We start from the raw sequence: 15,047 nt of genomic DNA, 5'->3' as shown, positions 1-15,047 counted from the left end.
CTGCGGAGCGGCGACCGCCGGGTGCGGTTCTACCGCTTCATCGGATCGAGGGGTCTGATCGGTTCACGCAGTCACCGCACCGCCGTTCCGTCGTCGCGCAACTGCATCTGCGGCCGCCCCGTCACCAGCAGCCAGGCCGGCAGCGAGGCGATGCACAGCAGGGCGGTGATCGCGGGCGAGGCGACCAGCACGGCGGCCGTGAACAGGCTTACCCACCCCTGCCGGGTGACGGCCCGGAGCACCCCCAGCACGCCGGTCGCTACGCCCACCGCCGGCGGCGACGAGCATCGCCGTCAGCTTCACCACCGTCATCGTCGCGAACTGTCCGGCCCACCAGCCCTCCGGATCGGCCGCGAGCTCCCCGACCTCGTCCAGCCCCTGGAAGAGCGTCAGATGGCCGCCCAGGGCCCCCGGCAGGCCCAGGACGAGTCCGCCGGCCGGCAGCGCCGGCATCGGGTGCCCCAGCCGCCCGTACGCGCCGTGCACGTACCGGAAGGCGCGCACGGCGCACCCGCCGAGTGCCGCGCCCGCCGACGCGATCACTAGCGACGCCGGCAGGTCGCCCCACCCGGGCCGCCCGAACGCGGGCAGATACAGGTCGAAGGTCCGATGGGCCACCAGGGTGATCGTCATCGAGCCGGCCGCGGCGGCGACCAGCGGCGCGAAGACGTTGTCCCACAGCGCCCCCTGGGTCCGCCGCCCCGCCGGCGCCTCGGAGATCAGCGGCGCCGCCGCGACGGGTGTCCCGAACAGCGCGCCGATCGTCGCCGACTCCGCCGGCGCGGGCCACAGTGCGCCCGGCAGCCGGGGCAGCACGACCGGCGGGAACACGCGTGCCGGAGTCGCCGGAGCGAAAGGCGTATGCCGCGCGGTGTCCTGGGCCACGGGCTCACGATAAGCGGGCCCAACGGGACGAACATCTTGAAAAGTGGCACTCGGGGGGCTTGCACCTCACGTGACGTGAGGACACATCGTGGAGCGCGTACCGAGAAGGGAGCGGGTGAAGTGAGCTACTCCGTAGGACAGGTCGCCGGATTCGCCGGGGTCACGGTGCGCACCCTGCACCACTACGACGACATCGGCCTGCTCGTCCCCGGCGGGCGCAGCCACGCGGGTCACCGGCGCTACGAGGACGCCGACCTCGACCGGCTGCAGCAGATTCTGTTCTACCGCGAGCTCGGCTTTCCGCTGGAGGAGGTCGCGGCCCTGCTCGACGACCCGGCGACCGACCCGCGCGCGCACCTGCGCCGCCAGCACGAACTGCTGACCGCCCGGATCGAGAAGCTGCAGAAGATGGCCGCGGCCGTGGAACACGCCATGGAGGCACGCAAGATGGGTATCAACCTCACCCCCGAGGAGAAGTTCGAGGTCTTCGGCGACAAGGACCCCGAGCAGTACGCCGAGGAGGCGGAGCGGCGATGGGGCGGCACCGAGGCCTACGCCGAGTCCCAGCGCCGCGCCGCCGGCTACAGCAAGGACGACTGGAAGCGCCTGCAGGCCGAGGTCGACGACTGGAGCGAGCGTTACGCCGGCCTGGTGGCCGCGGGCGAACCGCCCACCGGCGAGCCGGCGATGGACATGGCCGAGGAACACCGCCGGCACATCAGCACATGGTTCTACGACTGCCCGCACACGACGCACCTGTGCCTGGGGGAGATGTACGTCTCCGACGAACGCTTCAAGGCGTTCTACGACTCCATGCACCCGGGCCTCGCCGAGCACCTCAAGGAGGCGATCACGGCGAACGCGGCGCGACGGACGCCGTAAACGGACGTCGTAAGGCGACGCCTGTGTGGTTCTGGTCCGGGCCTACTCCCTACTCCCTACTCCTGGACCAGGACCACCGCCGTCCCGTACGCGCACACCTCGGTGCCCACGTCCGCCGCCTCCGTCACGTCGAAGCGGAACATGAGCACGCCGTTGGCTCCACGCGCGCGTGCCTGCGCGACGAGGCGTTCCATGGCCTGGTTGCGGGTCTCCACGAGGGTCTTGGTCAACCCCTTGAGCTCGCCGCCGATCATCGACTTCAGGCCCGCGCCGATCTGGCTGCCCAGGTGCCGTGAGCGCACGGTCAGCCCGAAGACCTCACCGATGACCCGCTGCACCCGGAACCCGGGTACGTCGTTCGTGGTGACGACCAGTACGTCCGGCTCGGGGCCCTGCCCGCCGCCGTAATCCTCGATGCCCATGACTCACAGCCTGGTCCCGGTCGGGGCACAGCGCATCCCGGGGACACCCGTGGAACCTGGGGCGGGAACATTGCGTTGATAGCTTTGTGCGGCCGTACCAAGGACGCCGTACATCCCCCACCCGTAGGAGCCCGGAACCGTGACGACTCTTGCCCTCGGGCCGAGCTGGCTGGACCCCAACTATCTGCTCGACACCTACAGCATCTGGGGCCTGCTGCTCATCGTCTTCGCGGAGTCGGGTCTGCTGATCGGGTTCTTCCTGCCGGGCGACTCGCTGCTGTTCACCGCTGGCCTGCTGATCACCTCGAACCAGCTGGACTTCCCGCTGTGGGGTGCGATCGCCCTCATCTGCGTCGCCGCGGTCCTGGGCGACCAGGCGGGTTACATGTTCGGCAAGAAGGTCGGCCCCTCGCTCTTCAACCGCCCGGACTCCCGCCTCTTCAAGCAGGAGAACGTCACCAAGGCGCACGCGTTCTTCGAGAAGTACGGCCCGAAATCCCTGGTCCTGGCCCGCTTCGTGCCCATCGTTCGCACGTTCACGCCGATCATCGCCGGTGTCAGCGGCATGAAGTACCGCTCGTTCCTGATCTTCAACGTCATCGGCGGCGTGCTGTGGGGCGCGGGCGTGACACTGCTCGGCTCCTGGCTCGGCAAGATCGACTTCGTCAAGGCGAACATCGAGGCGATCCTCATCCTGATCGTCCTCGTCTCCGTGATCCCGATCATCATCGAGTTCCTGCGCGCGCGTTCCCAGGCCAAGAAGAACCCCCCGCAGGCCGCCCCCGCCCAGCAGCGGCCCCCGGTCATGGACGACGCGACGACCCAGCTCCGCCGCATCGAAGAGCCCGCCCCGTACGGCAACCACACCTACGACCAGAACCAGGGCTACCAGGACCAGAGCCGCCAGAACCAGGGCTACCAGCAGCCCGGCCATCAGAACCAGGGCCATGCGAACCAGGGCCAGCCGAACGACTACTACGGCGGCCAGCAGCAGTACCCGCAACAGCAGCAGTACCCCCAGGACTGGCAGCAGCAGCCCCAGCAGCCCCAGTACCCGTATGACAACCAGAACCAGGGCTACTAGAAGCGAGCGCCCCTGAGGGGCGCGGGGCGTCGCTCAGAACCCCCGCGTCCTCTTGGCGGCCCGCCGCTTCTCCGCGGAGCCGATCCGCAGGAACAGCCGCGACACCTCGGACCCCAGGTTCACGCCGATGGCGATGGCCATGGCGAGCGCCGCGGCCTTGGTGAGCGACACCAGCCCCGCGTCCACCTTGTTCTGCGCGATCGCCAACAGCCCGAAATACGTCGCCGACCCCGGCAGCAGGGGCCCGATCGCGGCGGTCGTGTACGGCAGGGCGGACGCGAACCGGTACCGCGAGAGCAGCTGCCCGAACAGTCCCACCACCCCCGCCGCGACGGCCGTGGAGGCCACCGGCGAGATCTCGCCGGTGTAGTGCATCGCGCCGTACACCGACCAGGCCACACCGCCGTTCAGCGTCACGGCCAGCACGGTGGATCGTTCCTGCTGGAGCAGCACCGCGAACGTCAGCGACAGCAGCATCGACGCCCCGATCTGCCACAGTGGGTGCTTGCCGATGCCCAGGGCCGCGTCGGGGTTGAGATGGGCGCCGAGCTGTACGCCGACGTAGAGCATCACCAGCACTCCGACGACGATGCCCACGAAGAAGTACGTGACCTCCAGCAGGCGGGCGGCGGCGGTGATGTAGAAGCCCGTCAGACCGTCCTGGACGCCCGCCACCAGCGCCCGTCCCGGCAGCAGCGCGAACAGCCCACCGGTGACGACCGCGGAGGCCTTCACATCGACGTGACCCAGCGTCAGCGCGATGCCTATCGCGGCCGGCGGCATCGCGGCGACCAGGAACTGGTAGAACTCCGGGAGCCCGCGCCCCGCGCAGAGCCACGCCAGCCGGTCGCCGAGCATCGCGCCGAGCGCGGCCGCGACGAACACGACCACGTCACCGCCGACCAGCACCGAGGCCGCGCCCGCGAGCAGCCCGCTCGCCGAGGTCAGCACCCAGGTCGGGTACGGGTGCCGGTTGCGGCGCATCTCCGCGAGCCGCCGGTAGGCCTCCTCCAGGGAGAGGTGGGTCTCCGGGTCGCTCAGGTCGTCCACGAGCCGGAAGACGGCCGCCAGGCGCGTGTAGTCGGTGCCTCGGCGGCGCACGGTCCGCGACGCCGTCACCGGGTCCTCCACCAGGGACGGCTGGTACGAGATCGACAGCAGCGTGAAGGTGACGTTCGGCTCGCAGCGGTCGAGCCCGTAGGAGCGGCAGACGGCGAACATCGCGGCCTCCACGTCCTCGGCGCCCTCCCCGCCCGCCAGCAGCAACTCACCGATGCGCAGCGTGAGGTCGAGCACGCGCGGGACGGCCGGTCCGCCCTCCTCCGCCTTGGGGCCCGGCTCCGGCGCGGGCCGTTCGGCCACCGGCATCCGCAGCATCGTGCGCATCCGGTCCTGCCAGGGCACGTCCTTGGTCAGACTCACCATCGGCACGCCGGCCGCCGGCGTGAACGCGGCCGGGGCCTGCCGGGCGCTGTACGTGCGCGGCAGACTGAACGCCGACCCCTCGGTCTCCCCAGGGGCCTGCTGCCCCACATCCAGGCCCTGCGGAACGGCGAACTCCGAGGTGTTCTCCGACTCGACCCCGCCCTTCGGGACGGCCAGCCCCGCCGGGATCGCGAACTCCGACGTGATCTCGGGGTCGAAGGCACTCCTCGCCTCGTCCGACTGCGGTTTGCGGTCCTCCGCCTCCGACACTCAGCAACGCTCCCTGAACGACACCTTCGGTAGGCCTCAGTATGCGCACAGACACGCGAAAGGGCCGCACGCGTGCGCGTGCAGCCCTCTACGCACCTCTAGGCGGCGGCAGCCTCAGTGACCGCCCTGGTCCTTGAACCGCTTGTAGGACCGCTCGATCTCCGCCTCGGCGTCCGTACGGCCGACCCAGTCGGCGCCCTCCACGGACTTGCCGGGCTCCAGGTCCTTGTAGACCTCGAAGAAGTGCTGGATCTCCAGGCGGTCGAACTCCGACACGTGGTGGATGTCCCGCAGGTGCTCCACGCGCGGGTCGGTCGCCGGGACGCACAGCAGCTTGTCGTCGCCGCCGGCCTCGTCCGTCATCCGGAACATGCCGATGGCGCGGCACCGGATCAGACAGCCCGGGAAGGTGGGCTCGTCCAGGATGACCAGCGCGTCCAGCGGGTCGCCGTCCTCGCCGAGGGTGTTCTCGACGAATCCGTAGTCGGTCGGGTAGGCGGTCGAGGTGAAGAGTCGACGGTCCAGGCGGATCCGACCGGTCTCGTGGTCCACCTCGTACTTGTTCCGCGAACCCTTCGGGATCTCGATCGTGACGTCGAACTCCACCGGTGGCTCCTCCATGATCAGCACATAGTTCTGGTGGTTAAGTGTCCCTCACGCAGCTGTGTGATCGCGAAAGGGGCTGGTGATCGTGCCAGAGCTGAGGCCTTGGCGGGCCGCGAGACCGCATGTGGTGCGGGTCGCGGACGCCGTACGACCACGTCTGGCACGGGTCGCAGGGATCGTACGACCCGGCCTCGCGCGCGTGGGCGCAGGCGCCAAGCCGCAGGTCGCACGGCTCACACGGGCGGCGAAACCGCACCTCGCACGCGTCACGAAGCCGATGACCTCCGGACCCAACGCCAGGTCCTGGCAGTACACCGCGGGTGCGGCGACCGCCGGGCTGGCGCTGGCCGCCGGCGTGGTGACCGCCACCGGCCCCTGGGACTCCACCGGCCAGCGTACGGCGGAGCGGGACCGGGCAGCCGCCCTCGAACAAACGGGTGGCGCAGATCACGGCCGCCCGAACGATTCATCCGGTACATCCGGTACGTCCGACACGGCGGCCGGTGCGCCGCGGCCCGCCCCCAGTGCCGCCTCCGTCCTCACCGGCCTCGGCGGCACCGTCGGCAGCACCGTGAAGTCGGCCCCGGCCACTCTCCCCACCGGTCCGGGCCTCGCGAACGTCCTGGCCCCCCTCCTGGACGATCCGGCTCTCGGCGCCCGGCACACCGCCGCGGTCGTCGACGTGGCCACCGGCAGGCAGCTGTACGGCACCGGAGCCGACCAGGCGTTGACCCCTGCGTCCACCACGAAGATCGCCACCGCGGTCGCCGCGCTCTCCGCGATGGGCGCCGAGCACCGCCTCACCACGCGCGCGGCACTCGAGCCCGACACCAAGGAGCTCGTCCTCGTCGGCGGCGGCGACCCCACCCTCACGGCCCGCTCCGGCGCCGAGGGCTGGGCGAGCCTGCGCACCCTCGCCGTCTCCACCGCCGCCGCCCTGAAGAAGCGCGGCCTCACCCAGGTGACGCTCTCGTACGACACGACCCTGTACGCCGGAACCCAAGTTCACCCCATCGGGGTCAACCCCAACCTCGCCTCCGTCACCGCCCTGTCCGCCGACGAGGGCCGCACCGACGACTCCGTCAGCGGCCCGGCGACCCGGGTGAGCGACCCGGCGGCCGACGCGACCCGCAGGTTCGCGGAGTTCCTGAAGGCCGCCGGCGTCAGGACCACGGCCCCCGGCCCGTCCAAGGCCACCACGCGCGCGCAGAGCCTCGCCACCGTCTCCTCGCCCCCGTTGTCCGCTCTGGTGGAGCGGATGCTCACCAACAGCGACAACGACATCGCCGAGGCCCTCGCCCGTCAGACCGCCGTCGCGACCGGCGTCCGCGCCGACTTCGACGGCGCCGGCAAGGCCGTCCAGGCCCAGCTGAAGAAGCTCGGACTGCCGACGGCCGGCGCCCGCTTCAGGGACGGCAGTGGCCTCAACCGCGAGGACCGGCTCACGGCGAACCTGCTGACCGCCCTCCTGGTCAAGGCCGGCGACCCCGCCCGGCCCGACCTGCGCCCGGTCCTCACCGGCCTCCCGGTCGCCGGCTTCACCGGCACCCTCACCAGCCGCTACGGTGACGGCGCGGCCGGTGTCGTCCGCGCCAAGACAGGCACCCTGACCGGCGTGAACACCCTCGCCGGCACGGTCGTCGACCGGGAGGGCCGCCTCCTCGCGTTCGCCCTCCTGACCGCCGACACGACCGACCCGGCGGCCGCCCAGGCGGCGTTGGACCGGGCGGCCACGGCGCTCGCCGGATGCGGCTGCCGCTGAGGGGCGCGGCCCACCACCCCGAGCCACCCCCGGCCCCGACCCTGACATCTCCCTGACCGGCCGCCTGCGGCCTGCCCCCAACGGCGGCGCTCACGTACGGTTGACGCATGACGAGCATCGGTGGTGCCGCATCTTCGGGGATGGTCGACTGGAATCTCGCGGTGGCGACCGCGACCCGCCTGGTACGGCCGGGACCCGAGGTCAGTCGTGACGAGGCCCGTGCCGTCGTCGCGGAACTGCGCCGATACGCCAAGGCCTCGGAGCAACACGTCCGGGGCTTCACTCGTATGGGCACCGAGGATGCCCACGACACCCCGATCCTCGTCGTCGACCGCCCCGGCTGGGTGCGGGCGAACGTCGCGGGCTTCCGGGAGATCCTCAAACCCCTCCTCGACAAGATGCAGGAGCGCCGCGGCAACACCCCCGGCGGCGCGGTCCTGGGCGCCGTCGGCGGCAAGGTCACCGGCGTCGAACTCGGCATGTTGCTTTCCTTCCTGTCCTCCCGGGTCCTCGGCCAGTACGAGACCTTCGCGCCCGCCACCCGCGAACTGCCCGCGGGCGCGGGCGGTGGCGGCCGGCTGCTGCTCGTCGCGCCCAACATCGTCCATGTGGAACGCGAACTCGACGTACAGCCCCACGACTTCCGCCTGTGGGTGTGCCTCCACGAGGAGACGCACCGCACCCAGTTCTCCGCCGTGCCCTGGCTGCGCGACCACCTGGAGGGCGAAATCCAGTCGTTCTTGGGCGAGACCGACGTCGACCCCATGACCTTTCTGGAGCGCGTCCGGGAAGCCGCCCAGTCGCTCGCGGGCGGCCGACCCGAGGGCGAGGAGGACGACGGCGGGCGTTCCCTGGTCGAACTGGTGCAGACGCCCGCGCAGCGCGAGATCCTCGCCCGCCTCACCGCCGTGATGTCCCTCCTGGAGGGTCACGCCGACTTCGTCATGGACGGCGTCGGGCCGGAAGTCGTGTCGACGGTCGCCGAGATCCGCGAGAAGTTCCAGCAGCGCCGCGCCAAGGGCGCCTCCCGGCTGGACCTCGCCCTGCGCAAACTGCTGGGCCTGGACGCCAAACTCAAGCAGTACCGGGACGGCGAACGCTTCGTCCGGGCCGTTGTCGACCAGGTCGGCATGGACGGCTTCAACCGCGTATGGACCTCCCCGAACACACTTCCGACCAAGGCCGAGATCGCCAAACCGGCGGACTGGGTCGCGCGGGTGCACCGCAAGGCCGAGTCGTGAACCCCGGACACAGGTGGTGAACCCCGACACAGATGGTGAACCGAATCCGGCCGTCGGCAGGCGAACGCCCCTTCAATCACCCGTCCGAGGGACCGTGAGCCCTCGGTAGGCGTGCAATGCTCGGGGAACGGCCCGGTTCTGTCACCATCTACACACTCTGAGTGACCGATCCTCGGGTTCACCCCCGAAAACTTCATGAAGGGAACCGGACAATGGGTCCCCATCCTGCGGTCGCGGCGATACGCCTGGCGGTCCGCCGCGTCCTTCACGACATCCTCAACGACCACCCCGCCCCCGAGGCAAGCCCGCACGAGCGCCCGCAGTCGCCGCTCGTGCTCGTGGCGTGCTCCGGCGGCGCCGACTCCATGGCGCTCGCCTCCGCCCTCGCCTTCGAGGCCCCCCGGCTCGGCATCCGCGCCGGCGGCGTCACCGTGGACCACGGCCTGCAGCCCGGCTCCGACCTGCGCGCCGAGGAAGTCGTCCTGCGACTGCGTGAACTCGGCCTCGATCCGGTCGAGTCCACCGCCGTGTCCGTCGGCCGCGCAGGCGGCCCCGAGGCCGCCGCCCGCGACGCGCGCTACACCGCCCTGGACGCCGCGGCCGAACGCCACGGCGCCGCCGCGATCCTCCTCGGCCACACCCGCGACGACCAGGCCGAAACCGTCCTCCTCGGCCTCGCGCGCGGCTCCGGCATCCGCTCCCTGTCCGGCATGGCCGCGGTCTCGGGGGCCGGCGGCCGCTACCGCCGCCCCTTCCTCCAGCTCGACCGGCAGACCGCCCGCAAGGCCTGCATGGTCCAGTCCCTGCCCGTCTGGGACGACCCCCACAACGCCGACCCGGCCTACACCCGCTCCCGGCTGCGCCACGAGGGCCTGCCCGCCCTGGAGAAAGCCCTCGGCAAGGGCGTCGTCGAAGCCCTCGCCCGTACGGCCCAGCTCTCCCGCGACGACGCCGACGCCCTCGACGCCTGGGCCGGCCAGGCCGAGTCCTCCGTACGGGACGCAGCCGGCCTCCTGGAGTGCGCCAAGCTCTACGCGCTGCCGCCCGCCGTACGCCGCCGGATCCTGCGGCGTGCCGCCATCGAGGCGGGCGCCCCGGCCGGTTCCCTCTTCGCCCGGCACATCGAGGAGGTCGACCGGCTGATCACCGGCTGGCGCGGCCAGGGAGTCATCAATCTCCCCGGCAAAGTCGTCGCCCAGCGCCAGGGTGGCAGACTGGTGATTCGGCAAGGCTGAATCCGGGCCCTCCGGCAGGACCGCTTACGTGGTCGTGGGCGGTCCCGGTGGCCGGTGGGACAACCGAAAGTGATGCGGGTGGACGCGAAAGACATGGGCACCGACCTCAAAGAGGTGCTCATCACCAAGGAAGAGATCGACGCGAAGCTGGCCGAGCTGGCCGCGAAGATCGACGCGGAGTACGCGGGCAAGGACCTGCTCATCGTCGGCGTCCTCAAGGGCGCCGTGATGGTCATGGCCGACCTCGCCCGAGCGCTGTCCACCCCCGTCACCATGGACTGGATGGCCGTGTCGTCCTACGGCGCGGGCACCCAGTCCTCCGGTGTGGTGCGGATCCTCAAGGACCTCGACACCGACATCAAGGGCAAGCACGTCCTGATCGTCGAGGACATCATCGACTCCGGGCTGACCCTGTCCTGGCTGCTGTCCAACCTCGGCTCGCGCGAGCCCGCCTCCCTGAAGGTGTGCACGCTGCTGCGCAAGCCCGAGGCCGCCAAGGTCGCCATCGACGTGCAGTGGGTCGGCTTCGACATCCCCAACGAGTTCGTCGTCGGCTACGGCCTCGACTACGCCGAGAAGTACCGCAACCTCCCGTTCGTCGGTACGCTCGCGCCTCACGTCTACGGCGGCTGAACCCGAAGGGCTCAAGCCCCGTACGAAGATCGGGAACCCCTGCGGCCCTCTCGCCGTTGGAGCATGCAGACGGGTGCGCCAGCCGTTCCGTGCGGCTTCGCGTGACAAAGCTGGGGTACCGTCAGAAGAACTGTCTTATCAAACTCACTGTGGCAGGAGGGACGGGGCGACACCGCTCCGTATGGATGGACGTGAAGCGATACTTCCGTGGGCCGGTCATGTGGATCGTGCTGGCCGTCCTTGCCGTGGTCGTGTTGATGCAGGTCGTCGGCTCGTCCGGCGGCTACAAGACGGTGGACACAGGCCAGGTCATTGCAGCGATCAACGACAACAAGGTCGAGTCGGCCAAGCTCACCACCGGTGACGAGCAGACCATCAAGGCCACGCTCAAGGACGGCACAAAGATCGAGGGCAGCTCGAAGATCCAGGCGAGCTATATCGGCGATCAGGGCGTGACCATCGCCAACACGCTGCAGACCAAGTACCAGGACAAGCAGATTCCGGACGGCTATACGGTCTCGCCGACGAAGCAGAACGCCTTCGTCGGGATCCTGCTGTCCCTGCTCCCCTTTGTTCTCATCGTGGTCGTGTTCCTGTTCCTGATGAATCAGATGCAGGGCGGCGGCTCCCGGGTAATGAACTTCGGGAAGTCCAAGGCCAAGCTCATCACCAAGGACACCCCGAAGACGACGTTCGCCGACGTCGCCGGCTCGGACGAGGCCGTCGAGGAACTCCACGAGATCAAGGAGTTCCTCCAGGAACCGGCGAAGTTCCAGGCCGTCGGCGCCAAGATCCCCAAGGGTGTGCTCCTGTACGGGCCTCCCGGCACTGGCAAGACCCTGCTCGCGCGCGCCGTCGCCGGCGAGGCGGGCGTCCCCTTCTACTCGATCTCCGGTTCCGACTTCGTCGAGATGTTCGTCGGTGTCGGTGCCTCCCGAGTCCGTGACCTCTTCGAGCAGGCCAAGGCGAACGCCCCGGCGATCGTCTTCGTCGACGAGATCGACGCGGTCGGCCGCCACCGCGGCGCCGGCCTCGGCGGCGGTCACGACGAGCGCGAGCAGACGCTGAACCAGCTGCTCGTCGAGATGGACGGCTTCGACGTCAAGGGCGGTGTGATCCTCATCGCCGCGACGAACCGACCCGACATCCTCGACCCGGCCCTTCTGCGCCCCGGCCGCTTCGACCGCCAGATCGCGGTCGACCGCCCGGACATGCAGGGCCGTCTGGAGATCCTCAAGGTTCACCAGAAGGGCAAGCCGGTCGCGCCCGACGTCGACCTGGCCGCCGTCGCCCGCCGCACCCCCGGCTTCACGGGCGCCGATCTCTCCAACGTGCTGAACGAGGCCGCGCTGCTGACGGCCCGCTCGGACCTGAAGCTGATCGACAACCACATGCTGGACGAGGCGATCGACCGTGTGGTCGCGGGCCCGCAGAAGCGGACCCGGATCATGTCGGACAAGGAGAAGAAGATCACCGCGTACCACGAGGGCGGTCACGCCCTGGTCGCGGCGGCTTCGCCGAACTCCGACCCGGTCCACAAGATCACCATCCTGTCCCGCGGCCGTGCCCTCGGCTACACGATGGTGCTCCCGGACGAGGACAAGTACTCCACCACCCGCAACGAGATGCTCGACCAGCTGGCCTACATGCTGGGCGGCCGAGCGGCGGAGGAGCTCGTCTTCCACGACCCGACCACGGGTGCCGCGAACGACATCGAGAAGGCCACGGCGACCGCGCGGGCGATGGTCACCCAGTACGGCATGACCGAGCGTCTGGGCGCCATCAAGTTCGGCGGCGACAACACCGAGCCGTTCCTCGGCCGTGAGATGGCTCACCAGCGCGACTACTCGGAAGAGGTCGCCGCCCTGGTGGACGAGGAAGTCAAGAAGCTCATCGAGAACGCGCACAACGAGGCCTGGGAGATCCTGGTCGAGAACCGCGACGTCCTCGACAACCTGGTGCTTCAGCTGCTGGAGAAGGAGACGCTGGGCAAGGAGGAGATCGCCGAGATCTTCTCGGCCATCGTCAAGCGCCCGGCACGGCCCGCCTGGACCGGCTCCTCGCGGCGCACGCCCTCCACCCGTCCGCCGGTGCTCTCCCCCAAGGAGCTCGCACTGACGAACGGCGCCAACGGCGCGACGCCGGCGATCTCCACCGCCAAGTCCACCGCGGTGGAGTCCAGCCCGGTGGCCGAGCCCGCCCCGGAGGACCGCCCGGAGAGCTGACCCGGCTCCGGGAGCCCCACCAGGCCCGGAATGGATGCCGCGCCCCCCAGGACCTAGCCTGGGGGGCGCGGCATTTCGTATGACCGATTCTTTATGCCCGCAGATGAGGCGCGTGCCCCACACGCGCGAACCCGCACAGGAACGAGGCACCAGATGACCGACCCCGTGACGCTGGACGGTGAAGGCTCCATCGGCGAGTTCGACGAGAAGCGCGCCGAGAACGCCGTACGCGAACTGCTGATCGCGGTCGGCGAGGACCCGGACCGTGAGGGCCTCCGCGAGACGCCGGGACGGGTGGCGCGGGCGTACAAGGAGATATTCGCGGGGCTGTGGCAGCAGCCCGAGGACGTCCTGACCACGACGTTCGACCTCGGGCACGACGAGATGGTGCTGGTGAAGGACATCGAGGTGTTCAGCACCTGTGAACACCATCTGGTGCCGTTCAGAGGCGTCGCCCACGTCGGTTACATCCCCTCCACCAGCGGGAAGATCACCGGTCTGTCGAAGCTGGCCCGCCTCGTGGACGTCTACGCTCGCCGACCGCAGGTGCAGGAACGTCTCACCACGCAGATCGCCGACTCCCTGATGGGGATTCTGGAGCCGCGCGGTGTGATCGTCGTCATCGAGTGCGAGCACATGTGCATGTCCATGCGGGGCATTCGCAAGCCCGGCGCCAAGACCATCACGTCGGCGGTCCGCGGGCAGCTGCGGGACGCGGCGACGCGCAACGAGGCGATGAGCCTGATCATGGCGGACTGACGCCGGCCTGCTTCGCCCGTCCCGCCTGCGTTCGCACGCGCGGCGTCACGCCGTCGACGCTGCGCCGTTTTGGTGGTCGTCGTCCTCGGGGAGCCTGCAGACGCGTTCCAGGAAGATGGCCGCCGCTATGACCGCGATGCCCGCCAGGACCGAGAAGCCCGCGTAGATGGCCTGATCGCGACGGGCCGGGATGTCGAGGGACTCCAGGAGAAAGACGCCCGTGCCTCCGTACATGCCGGAGACCAGGGCGGCCACCAGCGCGCTGGCCTGACCGAAGACAACGGCGCGGGCCGCCATCAAGGGGTCGACTCCCTTGGCCCCGGGGCGCCGCTCACGCTGGGCCTTGAGACGCCCGCGCAGTGAGAACGCCGTCGCGAGCAGGACCACGGCGATCAGGGCGAGCACGATGGGGGCGGCCAGCGGGACGCTGGGGAGGGTCCCGATCGAGTTCCAGAGGCGGGCACCCGCCCAGGACAGGATCGCGGCGACGACGAACACGCCGGCCAGCACCCTGATGCGCAGCTCTCTCACGGTGTCCCTTCAGCTCCCCCGAGCCCGCGGGCGCGGACAGCGCGCGGGCAGTGGTCTTCCTGACCTTAACGACTACTCGGGCAGCTGGAGTTCCAGGTCCTTGCGGGCCGCGATGCCCTCGCGGGTGACGGCGTCGAGGAGGTCGGCGACCGCGCCACGCCCGGGGAGTTGGGCCTCGGGCTCCACGTCGTGCCAGGGGGCGAGGACGAAGGCGCGTTCGTGGGCGCGGGGGTGGGGGAGCGTGAGGGTCGGGTCGTCGTCGACGACATCGGCGTACGCGACGATGTCGACGTCGAGGGTGCGGGCGCCCCAGCGCTCGTCCCGTACCCGGTGGAAGGCCTCCTCGACGGCGTGCGCCCGCTCCAGGAGCGAGGACGGCGGCAGGGTCGTCTTCAGCAGGATCACCGCGTTGAAGTACGACGGCTGACTGCCGGGCTCGACGCCCCACGGCTCGGTCTCGTACACCGGGGAGACGGCCTTGATGCGGACGCCCGGGGTGTCCTCCAGGGCGTCGATGGCGCCCTGGAGGGTCTCCAGACGGTTGCCGAGGTTGGCGCCGAGGGAGATCACGGCCCGTTGGGGGTTGTGCAGGGTGGTGTCGGCGGCGTCGACCTTCTCGACGACGGAGGCGGGTACCGGCTGTACAGTCGGGTCGCTCTGACCCTCGGTGAAGAACGCGGTCATGCACGGCTCCGGGTGATGGTGACGGTCACGTCGTCGAAGGGGACGGTGATCGGGGCGTCCGGTTTGTGGACGCAGACCTCGACCTCCTGGACCCCTTCGTGCTTCAGGCAGGCCTGGGCGATGCGCTCGGCGAGCGTCTCGATGAGGTCGACGGGGTCGCCCTGGACGACGGCCACGACCTCCTCCGCCACGATGCCGTAGTGCACGGTCTTCGCCAGGTCGTCGTCGGCGGCGGCCGGCCGGGTGTCCAGGCCCAGGACGAGGTCCACGATGAAGGTCTGCCCCTCCTCGCGTTCCTTGGGGAACACGCCGTGGTACCCGCGGGCCTTCAGGCCGCGCAGCGCGACACGATCCACGCGAATCCTCCTGCAGTCGTCGGTTCGGCCGGTGCGTACCGGGTGCG

General features: G+C 70.2%; 14 protein-coding genes and 1 pseudogene. 8 read left to right on the top strand and 7 right to left on the bottom strand.

Annotation, left to right across the window (positions count from 1 at the left end; genetic code table 11):
• Positions 1-71: 71 nt before the first annotated feature.
• Positions 72-813: pseudogene (locus tag B5557_RS19685) on the bottom strand (chloride channel protein); the annotation flags it as partial.
• A gap of 192 nt (positions 814-1,005) precedes the next feature.
• On the opposite strand from B5557_RS19685, the gene B5557_RS19680 reads away from it, so the two are divergent.
• Positions 1,006-1,767 (top strand): MerR family transcriptional regulator, encoded by a 762-nt coding sequence (locus B5557_RS19680; RefSeq protein ID WP_079660710.1) that lies wholly within the window; start codon positions 1,006-1,008, stop codon positions 1,765-1,767.
• A 56-nt stretch (positions 1,768-1,823) separates the two neighbouring features.
• Here B5557_RS19680 and B5557_RS19675 read toward each other — a convergent pair whose 3' ends face one another.
• Positions 1,824-2,189, bottom strand: coding sequence for a YbjQ family protein (locus tag B5557_RS19675; RefSeq protein WP_079660709.1), 366 nt, complete (start codon positions 2,187-2,189; stop codon positions 1,824-1,826).
• 139 nt (positions 2,190-2,328) lie between these two features.
• Here B5557_RS19675 and B5557_RS19670 point away from each other — a divergent pair, with 139 nt between their 5' ends.
• Positions 2,329-3,273, top strand: coding sequence for a DedA family protein (locus tag B5557_RS19670; protein WP_079660708.1), 945 nt, complete (start codon positions 2,329-2,331; stop codon positions 3,271-3,273).
• A gap of 33 nt (positions 3,274-3,306) precedes the next feature.
• Here B5557_RS19670 and B5557_RS19665 read toward each other — a convergent pair whose 3' ends face one another.
• Positions 3,307-4,968 (bottom strand): threonine/serine ThrE exporter family protein, encoded by a 1,662-nt coding sequence (locus B5557_RS19665; protein WP_079660707.1) that lies wholly within the window; start codon positions 4,966-4,968, stop codon positions 3,307-3,309.
• Positions 4,969-5,082: 114 nt separating this feature from the next.
• Entirely contained in the window at positions 5,083-5,574 is a 492-nt protein-coding gene (locus B5557_RS19660) for an inorganic diphosphatase (RefSeq protein ID WP_055637912.1), read from the bottom strand.
• Positions 5,575-5,653: 79 nt separating this feature from the next.
• Between B5557_RS19660 and dacB the strand changes: the two genes are divergently transcribed.
• The 6 genes from dacB (at position 5,654) to folE (ending at position 13,429) form a co-directional block, all read left to right on the top strand.
• Positions 5,654-7,336, top strand: coding sequence for a D-alanyl-D-alanine carboxypeptidase/D-alanyl-D-alanine endopeptidase (dacB, locus tag B5557_RS19655; protein ID WP_079660706.1), 1,683 nt, complete (start codon positions 5,654-5,656; stop codon positions 7,334-7,336).
• Positions 7,337-7,443: 107 nt separating this feature from the next.
• The gene (locus tag B5557_RS19650) at positions 7,444-8,577 is read left to right on the top strand and encodes a zinc-dependent metalloprotease (RefSeq protein WP_079660705.1); all 1,134 of its coding nucleotides are present in this window, start codon (positions 7,444-7,446) and stop codon (positions 8,575-8,577) included.
• A gap of 212 nt (positions 8,578-8,789) precedes the next feature.
• Positions 8,790-9,812, top strand: a complete 1,023-nt coding sequence (tilS, locus tag B5557_RS19645) for a tRNA lysidine(34) synthetase TilS (RefSeq protein WP_079660704.1) — start codon at positions 8,790-8,792, stop codon at positions 9,810-9,812.
• Positions 9,813-9,884: 72 nt separating this feature from the next.
• On the top strand, positions 9,885-10,445 hold the full coding sequence (gene hpt / locus B5557_RS19640; protein WP_079660703.1) for a hypoxanthine phosphoribosyltransferase: 561 nt from the start codon (positions 9,885-9,887) through the stop codon (positions 10,443-10,445).
• A gap of 185 nt (positions 10,446-10,630) precedes the next feature.
• Positions 10,631-12,670, top strand: a complete 2,040-nt coding sequence (gene ftsH, locus B5557_RS19635) for an ATP-dependent zinc metalloprotease FtsH (protein ID WP_079660702.1) — start codon at positions 10,631-10,633, stop codon at positions 12,668-12,670.
• 153 nt (positions 12,671-12,823) lie between these two features.
• On the top strand, positions 12,824-13,429 hold the full coding sequence (gene folE, locus B5557_RS19630) for a GTP cyclohydrolase I FolE (protein WP_079660701.1): 606 nt from the start codon (positions 12,824-12,826) through the stop codon (positions 13,427-13,429).
• 45 nt (positions 13,430-13,474) lie between these two features.
• Here folE and B5557_RS19625 read toward each other — a convergent pair whose 3' ends face one another.
• The 3 genes from B5557_RS19625 to folB form a co-directional block, all read right to left on the bottom strand.
• Positions 13,475-13,960, bottom strand: a complete 486-nt coding sequence (locus tag B5557_RS19625; RefSeq protein WP_079660700.1) for a DUF3180 domain-containing protein — start codon at positions 13,958-13,960, stop codon at positions 13,475-13,477.
• Positions 13,961-14,032: 72 nt separating this feature from the next.
• The gene (gene folK / locus B5557_RS19620; RefSeq protein WP_079660699.1) at positions 14,033-14,644 is read right to left on the bottom strand and encodes a 2-amino-4-hydroxy-6-hydroxymethyldihydropteridine diphosphokinase; all 612 of its coding nucleotides are present in this window, start codon (positions 14,642-14,644) and stop codon (positions 14,033-14,035) included.
• The gene (gene folB, locus B5557_RS19615) at positions 14,641-15,000 is read right to left on the bottom strand and encodes a dihydroneopterin aldolase (RefSeq protein WP_079660698.1); all 360 of its coding nucleotides are present in this window, start codon (positions 14,998-15,000) and stop codon (positions 14,641-14,643) included. The genes folK and folB overlap by 4 nt, the downstream gene beginning before the upstream one ends.
• Between the last annotated feature and the right edge of the window lie 47 nt (positions 15,001-15,047).

Origin of the sequence: Streptomyces sp. 3214.6, from assembly GCF_900129855.1 — a bacterium.
GTDB classification, from domain to species: Bacteria; Actinomycetota; Actinomycetes; order Streptomycetales; family Streptomycetaceae; genus Streptomyces; species Streptomyces soliscabiei.
This window is presented reverse-complemented; position numbering and strand designations above follow the sequence as displayed.

Bases quoted from the DNA above. Each gene is read 5' to 3' on its own strand.
- B5557_RS19650 (WP_079660705.1), top strand. From the start codon at position 7,444: ATGACGAGCATCGGTGGTGCCGCATCTTCGGGGATGGTCGACTGGAAT.
- tilS (WP_079660704.1), top strand. From the start codon at position 8,790: ATGGGTCCCCATCCTGCGGTCGCGGCGATACGCCTGGCGGTCCGCCGC.
- B5557_RS19675 (WP_079660709.1), bottom strand. From the start codon at position 2,189: ATGGGCATCGAGGATTACGGCGGCGGGCAGGGCCCCGAGCCGGACGTA.
- folK (WP_079660699.1), bottom strand. From the start codon at position 14,644: ATGACCGCGTTCTTCACCGAGGGTCAGAGCGACCCGACTGTACAGCCG.
- folE (WP_079660701.1), top strand. From the start codon at position 12,824: ATGACCGACCCCGTGACGCTGGACGGTGAAGGCTCCATCGGCGAGTTC.
- hpt (WP_079660703.1), top strand. From the start codon at position 9,885: ATGCGGGTGGACGCGAAAGACATGGGCACCGACCTCAAAGAGGTGCTC.
- ftsH (WP_079660702.1), top strand. From the start codon at position 10,631: ATGGACGTGAAGCGATACTTCCGTGGGCCGGTCATGTGGATCGTGCTG.